Annotated in this window: 18 protein-coding genes, 3 tRNA genes and 1 pseudogene; 14 read left to right on the top strand and 8 right to left on the bottom strand. The window is 63.2% G+C overall.

Annotated features, from left to right (window positions below; genetic code table 11):
* Window positions 1-102: 102 nt before the first annotated feature.
* From lon to fabV, 6 genes are all read left to right on the top strand, one after another.
* On the top strand, window positions 103-2,613 hold the full coding sequence (gene lon, locus FA85_RS03115; protein ID WP_036112059.1) for an endopeptidase La: 2,511 nt from the start codon (window positions 103-105) through the stop codon (window positions 2,611-2,613).
* 311 nt (window positions 2,614-2,924) lie between these two features.
* On the top strand, window positions 2,925-3,197 hold the full coding sequence (locus FA85_RS03110) for an HU family DNA-binding protein (protein ID WP_036112061.1): 273 nt from the start codon (window positions 2,925-2,927) through the stop codon (window positions 3,195-3,197).
* An 18-nt stretch (window positions 3,198-3,215) separates the two neighbouring features.
* Window positions 3,216-3,290 (top strand) — tRNA-Val (locus FA85_RS03105).
* A gap of 9 nt (window positions 3,291-3,299) precedes the next feature.
* Window positions 3,300-3,376, top strand: a tRNA-Asp gene (locus FA85_RS03100).
* Between the two features lie 86 nt (window positions 3,377-3,462).
* Complete coding sequence (locus tag FA85_RS03095; protein ID WP_036117333.1) at window positions 3,463-5,373, top strand: SurA N-terminal domain-containing protein; 1,911 nt, start codon at window positions 3,463-3,465, stop codon at window positions 5,371-5,373.
* Window positions 5,374-5,519: 146 nt separating this feature from the next.
* Window positions 5,520-6,725, top strand: coding sequence for an enoyl-ACP reductase FabV (gene fabV, locus FA85_RS03090; RefSeq protein ID WP_036112063.1), 1,206 nt, complete (start codon window positions 5,520-5,522; stop codon window positions 6,723-6,725).
* 48 nt (window positions 6,726-6,773) lie between these two features.
* Here fabV and FA85_RS03085 read toward each other — a convergent pair whose 3' ends face one another.
* Both FA85_RS03085 and gloB read right to left on the bottom strand, forming a co-directional pair.
* On the bottom strand, window positions 6,774-8,060 hold the full coding sequence (locus FA85_RS03085; protein WP_051943457.1) for a transglycosylase SLT domain-containing protein: 1,287 nt from the start codon (window positions 8,058-8,060) through the stop codon (window positions 6,774-6,776).
* 2 nt (window positions 8,061-8,062) lie between these two features.
* On the bottom strand, window positions 8,063-8,824 hold the full coding sequence (gene gloB, locus FA85_RS03080) for a hydroxyacylglutathione hydrolase (protein WP_036112065.1): 762 nt from the start codon (window positions 8,822-8,824) through the stop codon (window positions 8,063-8,065).
* 141 nt (window positions 8,825-8,965) lie between these two features.
* Here gloB and FA85_RS03075 point away from each other — a divergent pair, with 141 nt between their 5' ends.
* The 3 genes from FA85_RS03075 to dnaQ are packed head-to-tail and all read left to right on the top strand — an operon-like array spanning window position 8,966 to window position 10,853.
* Window positions 8,966-9,658 carry a methyltransferase domain-containing protein gene (locus FA85_RS03075; protein WP_036112069.1) on the top strand — a complete coding sequence of 231 codons (693 nt, stop codon included), beginning with the start codon at window positions 8,966-8,968 and terminating at the stop codon, window positions 9,656-9,658.
* 26 nt (window positions 9,659-9,684) lie between these two features.
* On the top strand, window positions 9,685-10,134 hold the full coding sequence (gene rnhA / locus FA85_RS03070) for a ribonuclease HI (RefSeq protein WP_156108837.1): 450 nt from the start codon (window positions 9,685-9,687) through the stop codon (window positions 10,132-10,134).
* Entirely contained in the window at window positions 10,131-10,853 is a 723-nt protein-coding gene (gene dnaQ / locus FA85_RS03065) for a DNA polymerase III subunit epsilon (RefSeq protein WP_036112072.1), read from the top strand. Before rnhA ends, dnaQ begins: the two co-directional genes overlap by 4 nt.
* A gap of 84 nt (window positions 10,854-10,937) precedes the next feature.
* On the opposite strand, the gene FA85_RS03060 is transcribed toward dnaQ, so the two are convergent.
* Window positions 10,938-11,645 (bottom strand): PP2C family protein-serine/threonine phosphatase, encoded by a 708-nt coding sequence (locus tag FA85_RS03060; RefSeq protein WP_036112075.1) that lies wholly within the window; start codon window positions 11,643-11,645, stop codon window positions 10,938-10,940.
* A gap of 146 nt (window positions 11,646-11,791) precedes the next feature.
* On the opposite strand from FA85_RS03060, the gene FA85_RS03055 reads away from it, so the two are divergent.
* Window positions 11,792-11,881 (top strand) — tRNA-Ser (locus tag FA85_RS03055).
* Window positions 11,882-11,988: 107 nt separating this feature from the next.
* On the opposite strand, the pseudogene FA85_RS21790 reads toward FA85_RS03055, so the two are convergent.
* A pseudogene (locus FA85_RS21790) lies at window positions 11,989-12,590 on the bottom strand (transposase); the annotation flags it as partial.
* A 35-nt stretch (window positions 12,591-12,625) separates the two neighbouring features.
* Window positions 12,626-13,240: a hypothetical protein gene (locus tag FA85_RS03045; protein WP_036112078.1), complete on the bottom strand. Its 615-nt coding sequence runs from the start codon at window positions 13,238-13,240 to the stop codon at window positions 12,626-12,628.
* A 63-nt stretch (window positions 13,241-13,303) separates the two neighbouring features.
* On the opposite strand from FA85_RS03045, the gene FA85_RS03040 reads away from it, so the two are divergent.
* The 4 genes from FA85_RS03040 to imm40 all read left to right on the top strand — a co-directional run bounded on the left by FA85_RS03040 (window position 13,304) and on the right by imm40 (window position 15,812).
* A complete protein-coding gene (locus FA85_RS03040; RefSeq protein WP_036112080.1) occupies window positions 13,304-14,434 on the top strand; it encodes a C2 family cysteine protease in 1,131 nt (376 codons plus the stop codon).
* Window position 14,435: 1 nt separating this feature from the next.
* Window positions 14,436-14,903, top strand: coding sequence for a hypothetical protein (locus tag FA85_RS03035; RefSeq protein ID WP_036129109.1), 468 nt, complete (start codon window positions 14,436-14,438; stop codon window positions 14,901-14,903).
* A gap of 209 nt (window positions 14,904-15,112) precedes the next feature.
* Window positions 15,113-15,385, top strand: coding sequence for a hypothetical protein (locus FA85_RS03030; RefSeq protein ID WP_051943459.1), 273 nt, complete (start codon window positions 15,113-15,115; stop codon window positions 15,383-15,385).
* A gap of 133 nt (window positions 15,386-15,518) precedes the next feature.
* Window positions 15,519-15,812, top strand: a complete 294-nt coding sequence (imm40, locus tag FA85_RS03025; protein WP_036112087.1) for an Imm40 family immunity protein — start codon at window positions 15,519-15,521, stop codon at window positions 15,810-15,812.
* 76 nt (window positions 15,813-15,888) lie between these two features.
* On the opposite strand, the gene FA85_RS03020 is transcribed toward imm40, so the two are convergent.
* Genes FA85_RS03020 through FA85_RS03010 form a run of 3 tightly spaced genes read right to left on the bottom strand, consistent with a single transcriptional unit; the run spans window position 15,889 to window position 18,783 of the window.
* The gene (locus tag FA85_RS03020; protein WP_036112090.1) at window positions 15,889-16,518 is read right to left on the bottom strand and encodes a TetR/AcrR family transcriptional regulator; all 630 of its coding nucleotides are present in this window, start codon (window positions 16,516-16,518) and stop codon (window positions 15,889-15,891) included.
* Entirely contained in the window at window positions 16,515-18,053 is a 1,539-nt protein-coding gene (locus tag FA85_RS03015) for an FAD-dependent oxidoreductase (protein ID WP_036112093.1), read from the bottom strand. Before FA85_RS03015 ends, FA85_RS03020 begins: the two co-directional genes overlap by 4 nt.
* Before the next feature lie 58 nt (window positions 18,054-18,111).
* Window positions 18,112-18,783 carry an LAPAL motif-containing putative phage structural protein gene (locus tag FA85_RS03010; protein ID WP_051943461.1) on the bottom strand — a complete coding sequence of 224 codons (672 nt, stop codon included), beginning with the start codon at window positions 18,781-18,783 and terminating at the stop codon, window positions 18,112-18,114.
* Window positions 18,784-18,789: the final 6 nt, after the last annotated feature.

Raw genomic sequence — 18,789 nt, 5'->3', positions numbered from 1 at the left:
CCGCTCTTGATCGGTCCTTCGCGAACCACCACTTGACGTGTATGGCGGCTCCGGCGCAGTGTCGGGGCGAGCCCAAAAAACTCTGAGGGAAACCCTAAGCACATGGCGAAGAATCGCAACCAGACCACGAGCGGATCCGAGCTGGACCTATTGCCGGTCCTGCCATTGCGTGACGTTGTCGTCTACCCGCACATGGTCATCCCGCTCTTCGTGGGACGCGACAAATCGATGCGTGCGCTCGAGCGGGCAATGGAAGGCGAGCGGCAGATCCTGCTCGTCGCCCAGAAGAGCCCCGACATCGACGATCCCTCGATCGGCGACCTGCATCAGGTCGGTACGCTCGCGGGCGTCCTGCAGCTGCTGAAGCTCCCCGACGGCACCGTGAAGGTGCTGGTCGAAGGGCAGTCGCGCGTGCAGATCGACGCCTTCGAGGACGAGGCCGGGATGATGAGCGGCCGCGCCCGCGTCATCGAGCCGATCTACAGCAAGAACGAGCGCGAGCTCGACGTCGTGTCGCGCTCGCTGGTCTCGCTGTTCGAACAGCTGGTCAAACAGAGCCGCAAGCTGCCGCCGGAGATTCTGGCGACGCTCTCGGGCATCGACGATCCGTCGCGTCTGGCCGACTCCATCGCCGCGCATCTTTCCGTGCGTATGGCCGACAAGCAGCGTGTGCTCGAAACCTCCGATGTCGGTGAGCGTCTCGAGTTGCTCATCGGCCTCGTCGATGGCGAGATGGACTTGCAGCAGGTCGAAAAGCGCATCCGCGGCCGCGTCAAGTCGCAGATGGAAAAGAGCCAGCGCGAGTACTACCTCAACGAACAGATGAAGGCCATCCAGAAGGAACTGGGTGAAGGCGACGAGGGCGTCAACGAAATCGAAGAGCTGCAGAAGAAGATCGACGCGGCGGGCATGCCCAAGGCCGTGCTCGCGAAAGCGCGCCAGGAATTCAACAAGCTCAAGCAGATGTCGCCGATGTCGGCCGAGGCCACCGTGGTGCGCAACTACCTCGACTGGGTAGTGGGCGTGCCGTGGAAGAAGCGCAGCAAGGTCCTCAAGGATCTGGCGCTCGCGCAGGAAACGCTCGACGCCGATCACTTCGGTCTGGAGAAGGTCAAGGACCGCATCCTCGAGTATCTCGCGGTGCAGCAGCGCGTGAACACGATGAAGGGCCCAATTCTCTGTCTCGTCGGTCCGCCCGGCGTCGGCAAGACCTCGCTCGGCCAGTCCATCGCCAAGGCGACGAACCGCAAGTTCGTGCGCATGAGCCTGGGTGGCGTTCGCGACGAAGCCGAGATTCGCGGCCATCGTCGTACGTACATTGGTTCGATGCCGGGGCGCATCGTGCAGAACCTCAACAAGGTCGGCACGAAGAATCCGCTGTTCGTCCTCGACGAAATCGACAAGATGTCGATGGACTTCCGTGGCGATCCGTCGTCGGCGTTGCTCGAAGTGCTCGATCCCGAGCAGAACAGCGCGTTCAACGATCACTACCTCGAAGTCGATCTCGACCTTTCGGAAGTCATGTGGATCGCGACCGCGAACTCGCTGAATATTCCGGGTCCGCTGCTCGATCGTATGGAGGTGATCCGTATTCCCGGTTACACCGAAGACGAGAAGCTCAACATCGCGCAGAAGTACCTGCTGCCGAAGCAGCTGAAGGCGAACGGCCTGAAGTCCGAGGAGCTGGGTATCGATGAAAGCGCACTGCGCGGCATCGTGCGTTACTACACGCGCGAGTCGGGCGTGCGTAATCTGGAGAGAGAGATCTCCAAGATCTGCCGCAAGGTGGTGAAGGAAATCGCGCTGGGTACGGTCCCGGCCAAGGCGAAGGCCAAGGTGCAGAAGGCGGCCGGCAAGGCGGCGAAGGGTAAGGCGCTCGCGCCGGATCTGGTCCGCGTCGATGCAGAAAACCTCGACCATTACCTCGGTGTGCGTCGCTTCGACTTCGGTCGCGCCGAACAGCAGAACGAAGTCGGCCTGGTCACGGGTCTGGCCTGGACGCAGGTCGGCGGCGACCTGCTCAGCATCGAAGCATCCGTGGTGCCGGGTAAGGGCCGCCTGGTCCATACCGGTCAGCTCGGTGACGTGATGAAGGAATCGATCCAGGCCGCGCTCAGCGTCGTGCGCGCACGCGTCGCGGGTCTCGGCATCGAACCCGACTTCCACGAGAAGCTCGATATCCACATCCACGTTCCCGAAGGCGCGACGCCCAAGGACGGTCCGAGTGCGGGTATCGCCATGGCCACGTCGCTCGTATCGGCGCTGACCAAGGTGCCGGTGCGCTCGGAAGTGGCGATGACCGGTGAGATCACGCTGCGCGGTCGCGTGCTGCCCATCGGTGGACTCAAGGAGAAGCTGCTTGCGGCGCATCGCGGCGGTATCACCACGGTGATCATTCCGGACGAGAACAAGAAAGATCTTGTCGACCTGCCGGAAAACATCACGAGCTCGCTGGACATCCACGCCGTCAAGTGGATCGACGAAGTGCTCGATCTCGCACTCGAGCGTCCGATCGGGCCCAGCAAGAAGGGCGCGGGCGAGGCCGGTGTCGACGTGGCGCCCGCGCCGGGTCGCAAGGGTAAGGGCAAGGGTTCGCCGTCGCTTACTCACTGATCGCCGGAGTGTTTCATCGCATACCAAAAGGGGGCGCGGGTCACCGTGCTCCCTTTTCGTTTTCGTCGTCCTGTCACGATCGCTTCGCGATAATCTTTTTTATGCATACCCGCTGAAAGCGTTGGTATTGCTCGTATTGCGGTAGGGGTAGGGCACTGGTATAAAGTCCGCTCCGCCATCGCCCGCGCCGCAAGGGCGCCCTGGATCGCGGGGTTGCTGAGTCATGCCACATGGTGAGATTCGTAACCTGACGTCTTCTCGCCAAGGATCGCCGTCCGGCGATTCGAATTACCTTTGAAGGGAGTTACGTAATGAATAAAACCGACCTGATCGCCGCCATTGCTGAAAAGGCTGAACTGTCGAAGGCCGACGCCGGCAAGGCGCTCGAAGGCCTGATCGAAGCGGTAAAGGACACCCTCAAGAAGGGTGAAGACGTTGCCCTCGTCGGCTTCGGCACCTTCAAGCTGCGCAGCCGCGCCGCCCGCACGGGCCGCAACCCGCGCACGAACGAAGAGATCAAGATCCCGGCGTCGAAGGTCCCGGCCTTCACCGCTGGCAAGGCGCTCAAGGATCACGTAAACTAAGCAGTCTTCCCCGTAAGGGGGTGCTTAGCTCAGCGGTAGAGCGTCGCCTTTACACGGCGCTGGTCGGGGGTTCGATCCCCTCAGCACCCACCAACGGGAAGTGGAGTGGTAGTTCAGTCGGTTAGAATGCTGGCCTGTCACGCCGGAGGTCGCGGGTTCGAGTCCCGTCCACTCCGCCATTGTCCGCAAAGGCGCCCGCGTGGCGCCTTTGCTTTATCTATCCGCCGGTGAGGACTTTTCCGGCGTAAACCTTGCGAGTCGCATCATGCTGCAAGCCCTCCGTAACAAGATCCATGGCTGGCCCGCCGCCATCGTCCTCGGTGTCTGCGTCTTCGCCGTCGCGTTCTTCGGTATCGAGTCGTACTTCGTCTCGCGCGTCGATACGTACGTCGCGAAGGTCGGTGACCACGAGATCTCGCAGCAGGAGTGGCAGGACCGCCTCAATGGTCTTCGCCAGCAGGCCGCACAGGATCCGAACTCGCCGTTCACCGCAGCGGATCTCGAGAAGCCCGAGCTCAAGCAGAAGGTGCTCGACGGCATGATCAGTCAGGCGCTGCTGCAGCAGGCCAACACCGATCTCGGTCTGACGGTCTCCGACGCCGCCGTGCGCACCACCATCGCCACCGATCCCGGCTTTCAGGTCAACGGGCAGTTCAGTCCCGAAGCCTATCGCGCGATCCTCTCCATGCAGGGCATGAGCCCCGCCATGTACGAGACCAAGGTCCGTACGTCGCTCGCCACGCAGATGATCCCGGAAGCGATTTCCGCAACCACGATCGTCAGCGAAGCCGACGTCGACAACTTCTTCCGTCTGCACGGCCAGCAGCGCGATCTGCGCTACGCCGTGCTGCCGCGTCCTTCCCTGACCGACGCCACCGTCGCGGATGCGGACATCGACGCGTTCTACAAGTCGCACATCGCCGACTACACCACGCCCGAGCAGGTCTCGGTGCAGTACATCGAAGTGAAGCAGGCCGACCTCAAGATCGGCGAGCCGACCGACGAGCAGCTTCACGAGCAGTACGACAAGAACAAGCAGCGTTACGCGCAGCCGGAGCAGCGCGAAGCGTCGCACATTCTCATCGACGTTCCGAAGAACGCCACGCCCGAGCAGCAGAAGGCCGCGCTCGAGAAAGCGAAGAAGATCGCCGCCGAAGCCACCCCGGAAAACTTCGCCAGGCTTGCCGCCGAGAACTCGGACGATCTGGGTTCGAAGCGCACCGGCGGCGATCTGGGCTGGCTGGAAAAGGGCGTCGCCAACGCGGCGTTCGATACCGCCCTGTTCGGCCTGAAGAAGGGCGAGATCACCAAAGAGCCGATTCTCTCGCCGGAAGAGGGCTATCACATCATCTGGGTGCGCGATGCGCGCGAGGGTGATGCCAAGCCGTTCGCCGAGGTTCGCGGGCAGCTGGCCGGCGACTGGGCCAAGAGCGAAGGCGAGCGCCTCTACAACGAGCGCGCCGGTAAGCTGGCCGATCTGGCTGAGCGCAACCCGGGTTCGCTCGAGCCGGCCGCGAAGGAACTCGGCGTCGAGATCAAGACAACCCCGATGTTCGGTCGCCAGGGTGGTGAAGGCGTCGCCGCGGACCCGAAGTTCGTCACGGCCGCCTTCGGCGACGACGTGGTGAACCAGGGCAACAACTCCTCGCTGGTACAGGTGCAGCAGGGCGATGCGGTCGTCATGCATCTGGACAAGCATGCGGCAGCGGCGCCCAGGGCGCTGGCCGACGTGACCGATGCGGTGCGTCAGCGCATCCTCGACGAGCGCGTCGATGCCGCCGCGAAGAAGCAGGCCGATGACCTCGCCGCGCAGCTGAGCAAGGGTGGCGATGTCGCCAGCCTCGTGAAGGCACCGGTGCAGACCCTGACCGGGCTGGAGCGCAGCAAGCTCGCGACGATCAAGGACGCGCCGCCGGCCGTCCTGCAGCAGGCGTTTTCGCTGCCGCATCCGGTCGATGGCAAGAGCGCCTGGAGCAGCGTGGCGACCGGTAACGGTACCTACGCGCTCGTGGCGGTCGACAAGGTCACCGATGGCGATCCGTCCAAGGTCGAGAAGGCACAGCGCGTCGCGCTGCGCGGTCAGATGATGGACGCGATGGCTCAGGCCGCCACGATCGAATACATCGACGCCCTGAAGGCGAAGGGCGAGATCAAGGTCGCCACCGACCGGATGTAACGCTTACGGCTATCCCAAGGAAGGCCTCTCTCCGGAGAGGCCTTTTTTTTGTTTCTCGCCGACCGGGCTGGCTGCCATCCATGCGGAAGCGCATGGTGGGCCGCCCGATTTACAATGGGCGCCTTATCGCGTCAAAGGGACAACCCGTGATCATTCAACCCAAGGTTCGTGGCTTCATCTGCACTACCGCCCACCCCGTCGGCTGTGCGAAGAATGTGGAAGAGCAAATCGCCATCACCAGGGCCAGCGGCGCGTTCGCCGACGGCCCGAAGCGCGTGCTGGTCATCGGTGCTTCCACCGGTTATGGCCTGGCCTCGCGGATCACCGCGGCCTTTGGTCATGGCGCCGCCACGTTGGGTGTGTTTTTCGAGAAGCCGTCGAGTGACACCAAGACCGGCACCGCCGGCTGGTACAACTCGGCCGCGTTCGACAAGCTCGCCGCCGATGCAGGCCTTTACAGCCGCTCGGTCAACGGTGACGCCTTCGCTGACGAAACCCGCGCGAAGGTCATCGAGCTGATCCGGGCCGAGATGGGCGGCACCGTCGACCTCGTCGTCTATTCGCTCGCGTCGCCCGTGCGCAAGCTGCCGAAGACCGGTGAAGTGGTGCGCTCCGCGTTGAAGACCATCGGCGAGACGTTCACCGCCTCGTCCGTGGATACGAATAAGGACGCCGTGATCCAGGCATCCGTCGAGCCCGCCACCGAGCAGGAGATCAAGGACACGGTCACCGTCATGGGTGGCGAGGACTGGGCGCTCTGGATCGATGCACTGAGCGAAGCCGGCGTGCTCGCCGACAACGCCACCACGGTGGCATACAGCTATGTGGGCACCGAGATCACCTGGCCGATCTACTGGCACGGCACGCTGGGTCAGGCCAAGCAGCATCTCGATCGCACGGCGAAGGAGCTCGGCACGCGCTATGCGTCGAAGGGGCTGCGCTCGTACGTCGGTGTGATGAAGTCGGTGGTAACGCAGGCGAGCTCGGCGATTCCGGTGATTCCGCTCTACGTGTCGATGGTCTTCAAGATCATGAAGGCGAAGGGCATTCACGAAGGCACGATCGAGCAGATCAACCGTCTGTTCCACGACCGTCTGTATCGCGCGGATGGCCAGGCGGCGGAGACGGATGCCGAGGGCCGTCTGCGTCTGGACGACTGGGAACTGCGCGATGACGTGCAGACCGAGTGCAAGGCGCTCTGGCCGAACGTCACGACCGAGAATCTGCGTGAGGTGACCGACTATGCTGGTTACAAGCACGACTTCATCAAGCTGTTCGGCTTCGAGGTGAAGGGTGTCGATTACGACGCCGAGACCCATCCGGACGTGCAGTGGGATGTCGTGCAGCTTTGAGGTCTGGCCGGGACCTCGGGCGTGTCCGAGGTCCCCTCTCCGTCCGGCTTATTTGGAAGCCGTAAGCCGCAACACCTGGCCCGGCTTCACGGCCTGCGTCTGCAGCCCGTTCCACTTCATCAGCTGGTCGACGCTCACCTGATGACGGCGCGCGATCGTCCAGAGCGACTCGCCGTTATCCACTTTGTGGATCACGACATCGTTCTTTGCGGATGCATCGGACGGTGCCTTCGTCTTCGTGTTCTTCGAAGCCTTCGCCGTAGCCGTTTTCGATACTTTCGCCGCCGCCTTGCCCTTGCGCGAGCTCTTCGCCGGCACATCCGCCGCAGCCACGTCCGCGTCATCCGCTGTCGGGTCCGGCACATCGGCCACCGGATCCACCGGGCCTAGCTTGTACTGATCCGCCGCCGATTTCGGCAGCAGCAGCGACGACGACACCGTAGCCTTCGTCGTGCGGAACGCCGGATTGAAGTCGCGCAGATCGCCCATCGACAGCCCGGACTGCTTCGCCGCCTGCGCGAGGGATTGCGGGTTCGATACCTGGACGACCTGCAAGCTGTCCTGGTTGTCCTGCCTGGGCAACTGCACGTTGAAGCGCGCCGGGTCACGCACGATGCACGCGATCGCCATCAGCTTGACCAGATGCTCGCGCGTGTTCGCCTTCATCGGGACGTCGGGGATACCGTCGTCATCGCTCGGGCCGCCGTGCTTGTCGATGGTCTTCTTCAGACCGAACTCGCCGGCGTTGTAAGCGACATCCACGAGACGCCAGTCGCCCAGGTCGTCGTAGTAGCGGCGCATCATCGACATCACCGACTCGGTGGACTTGGTGATGTCCAGTCGCTCGTCGTAATTCTTGTCCACGCGCAGGCCCAGCGTATGCGCCGTCTGCGGCATGATCTGCCACATGCCAGCCGGGCGGTTCTTCGCGCCGGGCACGTGGCGATACTGGCTCTCGACCCAGGGCAGCAGCGCGAACTCGCCGGCCACGCTGTGCTGCATCGCCGACTTGTGCGCGTATACGATCAGCGGCAGCACTTCGTTGACCTGCTGCTCGAAGCGGTTGGGCATTTTCGTATACGTGCGAGCCCAGGCCATCACCTGCGGATCCGCTTCACAGCCGGGCATGGCGAAGCTGTCGCGCATGCTGCCCCAGAAGTCGGCGGGCGGGGCGGGGCGCATCAGCTTCGGCGACATCGTCACGTCGTTCACCGGCGCCGTCTGCGGTGCCGCCGCCAGTGGCGTGGTCGGCACACGCGGCGTCATGGTCGATGCGCATGCCGTGAGGAACAAGGGCATGAGCGAAGGTAGCAGGCGCCGGCGTAGGGAATTCATGCTCAGAAGCTGTCCTTGGCACGTCTCAGAGCGGCGAACCGCTCTATCCGTGTGGCGTGGGCCCCACCTTGCGCTTCGGACCAGCGGGCGACGGCCTCGCTGTCCACGCGCAGGAAGGGATTGGTGGCGTACTCGTCGGCGAGGCGGCTCGGCACACTTGGCCGGCCCTCCTCGCGCAGGCGCGCTACCTCGTCACGACGGAGGCGCAAGGGTGTGTTGTCCGGTTCCACCGTGAGGGCGAAACGAATATTGGACGCGGTGTACTCATGCGCGCAGCAGACCAGGGTCTCCGGCGGCAGATCGGCGAACTTGTCCAGCGACGCGAGCATCTGTTCCGGCGTGCCTTCGAACAGTCGGCCGCAGCCGACGCTGAAGAGGGTGTCGCCACAGAACAGAAAGCCCTCACCGAAATACGCCACGTGCGAGCTGGTGTGTCCCGGCACGGCGATGACCTTGAAGGTCGCCTTCGGCGCATCCAGAGTGATGGTGTCGCCGTCTTCCACGAAGTGGTTCTTCGGCTGGATGCGAGGATCCGCCGTGGCGTACACGTCCACGTCGTGATTGCGCACGAGGTCCGATACGCCGCCGATGTGATCGTTATGGTGGTGGGTCAGCAGGATGGCCGTCAGCGTCCAGCCTCGCTCTTTCAGCGCGGCTTCGACGGGGGCGGCTTCACCGGGATCCACGACGAAGGCATTGCCCTCGTCATCGGCGACCAGCCAGATGTAGTTGTCGCTCAGAGCCGCGACGGGAACCCAATGCATCGGGCGAACTCCCAGAAAATGGCCGCCCGGGCGATGGACTGTCGGGCGGGGAGGCCGGAATATATCAGCCGGGTATATCCCGCTCGTTAGCCATTTGTTAACCGGTGCGAGCCTCGAACAACCCCACTACACTCGATACCCATGGCTCCATTCGCCCCCGACATCTACGCGACGCCGCAGGTCCGCAAGCTGCTGGCCGACGAAGCGCGCGTGCTGGCGCCCCTGCTGGCGCGCTGCACGGGCGACCACGGGCTGCACCTGACGACCTCGGCGAAGGCCGAGCCGCCCGCGATCCCCCTGCTGGGCCACTGGGCGACCGTGCGGGTCGCCGGGGCGGAACTGGGTGGCGACATCCGCGCGAGCGGCCTGGAGGCCCTCCCGTTCGCTGACGAGGCATTCGGGGTGGTGCTGTTGCGACATGCCCTCGAGACCACCGCCCGGCAGGACAACCTGCTGGACGAAGCGATCCGCGTCCTCGCCCCGGGCGGCATGCTGGCGATCACCGGCATCCATCCGCTGGGACTGTGGTCGCCATGGGTGGCCCGGCAGAGCCGCGGCCCCAGGCCGCGCCTCACCTGGCCGTGGTGGTGGAGCCAGCGTCTCGTACGCGACGAGTTCGAGCTGTCGATGCCACGCCGCCTCGGCAGCGCCTGGCCACGTGCTGGCGGCGCCCCCGCGCACGGCTCGTTCGTCGGCGGCGGATATTTTCTGGTGGCGCGCAAAAAGCGGCCGTCGGCTGTACCCTTGCGCCCCCGCATGGCGGCGGTGCCCGCACCGATGCCTGGCACGCTCGCCTCCGGCGCGCGTCGCAACGCCCGTGAATCCATAAGCTGAGTTCCATGACCGATACCGTGACCGACATCGACAGAGTTGAAGCCTTCACCGATGGCGCCTGCCTGGGTAATCCCGGCCCGGGTGGCTGGGCCGCGCTGCTGCGCGCCAAGGGCATCGAGAAGATGCTTTCCGGCGGCGAGCGCGACACCACCAACAACCGCATGGAAATGATGGGCGCGATCGCCGCGTTCGAGGCGCTGACCCGTCGCTGCAACGTGCACCTCATGACGGACTCCAAGTACGTCATGCAGGGCGTACAGGAGTGGGTGCCGAAGTGGCGCCGCAACGGCTGGAAAACCGCCGACAAGAAGCCGGTGAAGAACCAGGATCTCTGGATTCGTCTGGACGCCGCCGCGGCCGCGCACGACGTCACCTGGGAATGGGTGAAGGGGCATAACGGCCATGTGGAAAACGAGCGCGTCGACGTCGCCGCCCGCGATCAGGCCATTCTCTACAAGGAAGGGAAGGTCGCATGAGGCAGGTCGTTCTCGATACGGAAACCACCGGCCTCGAAGCCCACCTCGGTCACCGCCTGGTGGAAATCGGTGCGGTCGAGATGATCGGCCGCCGCCCGACCGGTCGCAACTTCCATACGTATCTCAACCCTGAGCGGAAGATCGACGAAGAGGCGAGCAAGGTCACGGGCATCAAGGACGAAGACCTCGTCGACCAGCCGCTCTTCCGCGACAAGGTGGACGAGTTTTTGGAATTCATCCGCGGCGCGGAACTGATCATCCACAACGCGGTGTTCGACGTCGGCTTTATCGACGCGGAGCTGAAGCGCCTCGGGCCGAATTACGGCAGCACCACCGACTACGCCAGTGTGCTCGATACGCTGACCATGGCACGCACCATGTACCCGGGGCAGCGCAACAGCCTCGATGCGCTGTGTAAGCGCCTCGGCGTCGACAACTCGCGCCGCGATGTCCACGGCGGCCTGCTCGATGCCCAGCTGCTCGCCGACGTCTACGTCGCGATGACCTCCGGCCAGGTCGTGCTCGATCTCGCCTTCGACGCCTCCGCCGATCATGGCCGCACCAATGTCCTCGGCGACATCGTGATCACCCGTCGCCCGGTCGTCCGCCGCGCCACCGCCGAAGAGCTCGAGCTGCACACCAGTCGCCTCGACGCCCTCGACAAAGCCGCCGGCGGCCAAAGCGTCTGGCGCAAACTAGAGTCCGAAACGATCCACTAAACAGTCAAGCCACGTCAGGCGCACTCAGTAGGAGCGCGCCCCGCGCGCGACAAACCCGCCCCCTCAGCGCCCAAGGTACGAGCTCTACCCAGCAGCCCGCAACAAAATAGCCGTCACATTGTCCCGCCCCGTCCCACCGAGCGCCTCGAGAATCAGGTGATCCACCGCCTCCTGAGCCGCGATATCCGTCCGCCCGACGATCTCTCCGATCCGCGCGTCGACGACTTCGTCAGTCAGGCCGTCGGTACACAGCAGCAACCGCGCCCCCGACGAAAGCTCGCCGCGAGCCAGTCCGATATGCAACTGCTCCGGCGTCGTAATTCCCAGCGCCTGCGTCAGCACGCTGCGCTGCGGATGTGTCCGCGCCTGCGCCTCGGTCAGCTCGCCCGCCTCGACCAGCGCTTCGACGATGGAATGGTCATGCGAGAGGCGCTCCAGCGAGCCGTGCTGCCAGCGATAGATCCGGCTGTCGCCGACCCATGCAGCCTCGTAGGACCGACCGACGATCCTGATCGCGGCGATGGTCGTCCCCATCGGCCGCGACTCCGAGAGCCCGCTGGAGCGAGCGATCAGCGCCTCATTCACCCGCTGGATCGCGTCGACCAGCGACTGACCGGCCGTCACCTGAGCGACCACGCCATCGCGCGCCGTGGCCGACGCCACCTCGCCATGCTGATGACCGCCCATGCCATCCACGACCAGGAACAACCCCAGGCCGGCATCGGCGTAATAGGTGTCCTCGTTGCGCGTGCGGCGCAGTCCCGTGTGGGTGCCGTGTCCAAACTCGATCATGTGGGCCTTGGGAAAGCGGAGGAGGGGGCCTTGGGGGCCCAGGTTTCTCAGGCAGGATGCCGCATGAAAAGGCTGTTGTCACGGCGGGGAAGAGCCACTATCATTGCGGGCCCGGCAGAGCGAAAGCCCTGCCGTCGACCGTTCACGGAGAGGTGGCAGAGTGGTCGAATGTACCTGACTCGAAATCAGGCGTACGTGTAAGCGTACCGAGGGTTCGAATCCCTCCCTCTCCGCCAGTAAAGTAAGTCGTTGAACGCCCAGGACCCTCGTGGTTACTGGGCGTTTTTCGTTAGGGCACCGTAGTAGGTTAGAAGCTGCCGACACCCCGTTAGTTAGTGCCAACCATTACGTTGAATGTTCGGAACCGACGACCATCCCAGAGCGCGTCGGAGATGAAGTCGATCGACCCGCTATCGTTGATGGCCTCGCCAGCCACCAAAGGCAGCGGATGGCGTGTTGGGACGCGCTTCTTGCCGCGCCGCCGGCGATCCAAGTGCATCAGGCAATACACCCGCCAGACGCGTTTATGGTTTCACAGCAAGCCGCGGCGACGGATGATCTGAAACAACTTGTCGAAGCCGCGCTCCGGGAAACGCTCCGCCAACTCGGCCAGCAGCGCGATGACTTTCTCGTCGCGATCAGGGCGTGCTTTGTAGCGCAGTGTGGATAACGAAAAGCCCGGTGCCTGACAGCCCCGCCGCGCGTTCCATCCGTGGTGCTCGACCAACCAGGTAATGAGCGGGCGCTTTTGCGTCGGGTCCAGAGCTTTTTTGCAATGAGATCTTTTAGTCCGTCATTCTCCATCGCCAGATCCGCATACATGCGCTTAAGCTTGTTGTGCTCAGCTTCCAGATCGCGCAGCCGATGCGCATCGGATGCCTCCATCCCGCCGTACTTGGACTTCCACACGTAATACGTCGCTTTCGAAATGCCGAGCTCGCGGCAGTGACCTCGATGCGAGTGCGGTCGAGTCTTATGCGTTACTTCGCCAGCGCCTTGGTATCCACCAGAACATACTGACCCTTGTCACCCCACCGCGGCGACTTTGTGTCCAGCTTCACGCAAGGGCGACCGCCACACGAGGTCATGTTGACCTGCGCGAAAGCGGCAGCGGTGTCGGCACTGACGTTTGCCGCCGCGGTGCGCGCCCGAGCGTCCTCGTAAGCCTGCTTTTCCATCCAGAGCACAACGCCGCCGCCGCCGACCGCCAACAGCATGGCTCCCATGATGGCGAAGTAGCCCAGCGTAATTTGCCGAGAAAGAGCAGCTCTGGCCTTGGCCAGCCCCTGGTCCAGCGCGCCCATAGCCGAGTTCACCTTGGTAACAGCGGCCGTGCTGGTTTGATGCAGCCGGGCCGCACTCTCCGCCAGCGACGCGTCCACGCCTTGCTTGGCCGCGTGCGCGACCTGCTGGCCTGCGCCCTGAATCAGCCGGTCGACATCGCCGCGCAACGCGGTCACGGCCCTGGTCAGGGCTTGTCCGGCTTGCTCCTGTTGAGCAGCGGCCGCGCCGCTGCGTCGCTCCAGGGTTTCGGCCAGCAGGGCGAGTTGCTTGGCGGTTTCGACCAGTGGTGACAGTTGGGCTTGGGCGTCCAAGGTTGCCTCTCCATTTCGGGGTGGGGTAACGTCCGGGCTTGAGTCTAAGCGAGGGAGTGCGCCATGGGTGATCCCACCCTGACCGATGAGCGGCTTTACGGTCCGTCCGGCCGACCGCAAGCTGCCGACATTCGGCAGAACCTCCTTGGCGACTGTTATTTCGTAGCCCCGCTGGGGGCGTTGGCGACGCAGCAACCTGGGCACATCCAGGACGCCATTCGTTACGATCCAAAGACTTCCAGCTTTACGGTCACCCTTTACGAGCATGGCCACGGCGGATTTCTCGGGCTAAAGGACCAGCCCAAGCCCGTCCAAATCGAGGTCACCCAGGCAGACCTCCAGACGGATATGGTCCGCAGCAACAACCTTGCCCGAGGTCCACAGCCCGCGATCTGGCCGGCGGTGATGGAAGCGGCCTACGCCAGGATGGGCCAGCAGCCGAACGAGACGATGGATGATCGCTTGAGCAAGATCGGCGATGGCGGCTGGCCAAAAAATGCCATCTACGCCTTGACCGGCGAGTCCCCGACCCGCGTGTCCGCACACGACGCGAAGCAGGCCACTCTGGAGAAGGTCTACGAGCAGCTGGACGGCGCGCTCAAGGAAGGGCGACCGGTTCTTTTGAGCACCAACTACATGAAGACGGTGCCCAACGACGGCTTGATCCAAGGGGACCATGGCGTGGGCCATGTCTACATGGTCGAAGGGGTCAGCAAGGACGCCCAGGGCAATGTGGCCATGTCCTTGCGCAACCCTTGGGGCCACAATCACGCGCCCGGTATGGGCATTGATTCCCTCTCCCCCACCGTTCAAGTAGACCTGAAGACGGTGCTGGACAACGGTCACCTGGATGACCTGGAGATCGGCCCCAAGGCTCGGCAGCGCACGCAGGACCATGCCCACGGGCAGCCTGCTCATGCCGACCCGAAGCAAGTCCCGCCGCAGGCCAGCACTGGGGACCTGGCCATGGATCGGCTTCTGGCCAGCATGAACGATCCGGCGGCGATGGGGCAGGCGCTGACCGCGTTGGCCCAGTCGCCCGACGGCCAGGCGTTCCACGCCCAGGGCCAGGCGCAGTTTCAGGCTATCGAGACGCAGCAAGCTCAAGTGGCCCAGCAAGCGCAGGCGGCCCAGCAAGCGCAGGCGGCCCAGCAACAGGCGCCGGTTCAGACCGGCCCGGTCATGGTGCGCTGATATGACCGTTATCTTCCGATTCGTTGTTCTTGCCCTACTGTGTGTGGGCGCTTCTATTTCCGCAAAGGATGCCCCGATGTCGCTGGACCAACTGCCTACTAGCGAGCTGTTCAATCCGCGCCAACCCATCGCGGCGGATTGTTTTCCAGAGCAACAGGCCGACCTGGTGCGCCGGGTTGCCGCACAGGTAAACGAGTTGGACGGCTACCACATCGTGGATCAGCGTATGTTCGTGTTCACCGGCGTAAGTCCCGACATCGGTCCGCAGTGGGTGGTGATCCATGCGGAGCTGGGAAACCAGCTCATTACTCGGCTCCATGCGAAAGAGATTTCACGAGTCACCCGGGTGACCGGTCCGGCCGCCATGTCGGTGTGGTCCTTGCCGGATGGAGCTGTGATCGCGATCGCGCAATCGCAAGATCTACCCGATGGCAATGCGTTGGTGGGTTACTTCAGCTTGGCCAAGTGAATCCGCGACCGACCTAAGGATGCGCTGTATGAGGTCGAGCAGGCGACCGTGCCTCTGGCGCTGTGGAACCTGGACACCCTGGTCCGCACCCTCGTTGAGCACTACGAAGCCACGGACAGTGAGACGAAGCGGATGGTGCCGCTCAAACGGATGTATTGGCCCGCCTAAGAATCTATTCCCGAAAGTCATAAAGCCAACGGAGCAACGGAATGAAGCCGCGTGATCTAAAGACCATCCATGATCTGATTGTTACCGACTACAAAATCACCCGGATTAGCGCGGCTGTGTATCGCCATGAGTTTCACCCTGAAACGACTTCCACCCTTTACGAGTTCGAAGCCAATAAAACTCCGCTCCTCAATGAGGGTGAGCGTTATAACATTGGGTTCACCACCGATAGATCTGGAAAAAACATCGTAGACACTTCCGCGATAGCGGCAACTAGCCTGACAAAGTGCGGCTGTCAGCTACGCGGCGGCTAAGGCGTTTTCCGCGGGTATCGCGGACTCTAATCGCGCGAAGAATGACGATCGCGTGTCCCATAAGGGTGTTGGGTAACCCGCAATGAGTTTTCCATCACCGTTTCTTAATTGGGTTAGGGATCGCGGCGTTTCCATGATGGACGCGTTCGGCACGGAGGACGTCGCTCTCGATGCCGAGGACGCCATCGAAGCAGCGCAGTTGCTCGCCGACACCGGGGTAGCGGTCCTGGGCGGAGATGTATTCTTTCGGACGGCGCAAGGCTTCGAGCTGGCCTACGCCAACTGGTGCAGCAATCCAAGACCCGGCGAGAATGCGGCCGCCTACGCGGCTCGGTCCATCCGGGAAACCTGTGACTACATCCGAGACTTTCCGATGCGTCCCGACCGGACAGCGATCTTCGCTCTAGTCGTTTCCGAGGTCTTTTAAGGCTGCCTTGGCTACGTCGATGAAGACGTCGACGGGCATGATCTCGCTGGGTTCGGATCCGATTCGGCCGACGGATTCACGTCCGCCCTTGACCCATACCGTGCCTCAGCAAGTCAGCGTGCTGAGCGGCCAGCGCGTTGAGATCGGGGGCTAAGGAACTGTCCGGAAACGTATCCCTGAACAGGACGCCGAGCAGCATCGGGCCCATGATGGAAAAGAGCATCAGCGCAGGGTCTCCTTTCCGGATGCTTCCGGTCGACTGGCCCCGCTGGATGTTTGCCGTCAAAAACGCTGCGACCTTGCCAATGACCTCGTCATGCCAAACCGCCGCAAGGTCGGGAAACGTCCGGCCCTCGACCAGAACCATGCGCACGATACCGGGAACGCGCGGATCGCTCATCCTGTCGGCGACCTGCGAGAGGATCATTGGCAGGACGGTGGTGACGTCGTTGTCCGCGCTACTTGACGCGTTTTCGATGGTGCTGAGGTGCTCCGTCACGAGATGCCGGGCGACCGCCCGGAAGACATCCGCTTTCGTTTCGAAATATCGGTAAATCGTCCCTTTCACCACACCGGCTCGTCTGGCTATGTCGGCCAGCTTTGCATTGGCGTACCCCTTGGCCACGAACTCATCAATAGCGGCTTCGATGATTTCCTGTGGGCGGGCGTCTTTGCGCCGGCTCCATTTAGGTTCCTGTTCTGTCACAAATCCTGCCTGTCGGTTACTCCTGGACGATAAGAACGCGAAGCGAAGTAGGAGTCCAGCGTTTCGACCGAGCCTGTGGGGTCGGCGAGGGCAACCCATGTGTCGGGACGGAGCAGATAGAGCGCGTCCTGCCGGAGACCCGCTTTTTCATACGCGGATGTCCAGGTGAATTCCCGTAGCACGACCCCGCGCTCGCCACACCATGCTTTGAGGTCTTCCTTCGCGGTGCCGTACACGTGCACCTGCCATCCAATCCTGGCCAACGATTCGAAATTATCGCGTCCATCGATGCTGACCCAGGGGAGGCGCTCGCCGGCGTCGACGTCTCCTGCCGTCCCCTCGCTTAGTGTGCTGTCTTTGTAGGTCAGGGCCGTCTGCGACACCATCTTGAACAGGAGATCGCGTGCAGGGCCGACCTTGTACACAGCACTGGCAATCAACGGCACGCCGTAGCTGCGCATGATGTCGGCAAGCCCACCATCCGCCGTGATCAGGCTGAAGACTCGGTCGGTGGTCTTGACCAGCTCGCGTGCAAAGGCCTGCCGCTCGTCGGCATACGTGTCGAGCAGCGCGTCCGGCGCCCGGCCGTGGATGACCTCGGCGAGTTTCCAGGCGAGGTTGATGGCATCGAGAATTCCGGTATTCATGCCCTGTCCACCCGCCGGGCTATGGACGTGACCCGCGTCGCCCATCAGAAACACGCGGCCTTCGCGGAAACGGTCGGCAACACGGTGATGTACGCGGTAATGAGAAAACCAGTTGACCTTCTCGACCTTGATACCGACGCTCGCGATGGCCTCTTGCCCGACATCTTCGAAGGTCAGGCTTTCCGGGTGCTGTGCGCGCTCGTCCTGAACGGTTCCAATGAGCCGCGCCTTCCCGTCATCGCTGTAGGAGAGCACCGCAACGAAGTCCGATCCGTTGAGCGCGATATGCGCCTCGCCCATGTGTTCGAGGCCTGACAACTCGACGTCGGCAACATAAAAGACCTGCCGGTACGTGCCCCCCTCGAAACCTATGCCGAGCTGTTTGCGGACGGTGGAGCTTGCCCCGTCGCAGGCTGACAGATACATGGCCGATGCCGTTTCCTCCGTACCGTCTGCGCTACGAAGACGCGCTTCGACGTGGTCTCCCTTGTCCTGAAAGTCGACCAGCTCAGTCTCCCGTTCGACGTTTACGCCGAGGGAGGCGAGCTTGGCCACCAGCGTCTTTTCGTGGAGGTCCTGGGGATAGACGAGGATGTAGGGGTAGGGGGACAGACCGCTGCCGATGTCTTGCAATGCAACCCGGGCGCGACGCTTTCCGCGCGCCCAGATATTCATGGCCCGGTTCTGGAAACCCGCGGCAACCACTTCGTCGCTGAGATCCAGCTGCCGGTAGAGCTCCAGTGTCCGGGCCTGCACGGCCATGGCCCGGGACGTGGTCCCTGGCCCGGCTGTTCGGTCGATGATTCGGACCTTCACACCCTGGGCCGTCAGCCAGAGTGCATGCGCCAGGCCAGTGGGGCCTGCACCAACGATAAGAACGTCCAACATGGCACACCTCGACCGAGTTAATGACTTTCAGGTCATTTTGGCAGGAACGGAGGTGGCGTCAAGCCCAGAGCCGGGCAGACCGCCGAGCTTCGCTGCCGGGCGGGTGGCGAAGATTCTCAGCGACAGGCGAAACGAAGGATGGGAGGTCGCCCGCGTCCACGGTGATATTTACCGACGACCCCTGGCCGAGCGCGACAACGTCGATGCCCGATGTTTCGAGCGGGGCGAGTACCCGCTCCATGGCTTTTCGCACGCCGACATCTCTCAACAGATCCACGGTCGCGCCCTCGGTGTCGTAGAAATCGTTCCCGACACAGATGCGAGCCCGCGGGCGGTCCCGGCCCGCAGGATCGGTCAGTTCAACTCGAGTGATTGGCCTGGCTCGCAGCCATTTCAGCAATGGAATGAGCCCCGTCTTTCCGAGCACGCCCAGTGCGCCAAGAATCGCCGAAGCATTCGCGATGGCGGTTGCCTCGGAGCCCGCGAAGATGTCGCGAACCGACTGCAGCCACTTGACGCCTGTTACGAAGTCGACGTTGAAGCTGCCCGTCTTGAACGAACCTTTGACGTTGACGTTCACCTTGGCCTTGTCGCCATAGAGAACCTTGGCCGAGGCATCCAGCAGGTCCGCCATGGCAAGAAGTGCCGGCGCGAGTTCGCGCGGATCCATCTCATGGTTTTCGAGAGCCGGGCCATCGTAAGTAACGCGAAACTCGGTCGTGTCGCTCATCGTACC

It is taken from the genome of Luteibacter mycovicinus (genome assembly GCF_000745235.1).
Taxonomy (GTDB): Bacteria; Pseudomonadota; Gammaproteobacteria; order Xanthomonadales; family Rhodanobacteraceae; genus Luteibacter; species Luteibacter mycovicinus.
Note: the sequence above shows the minus strand (reverse complement) of the source record. Positions and strands in the feature narration are given on the sequence as shown.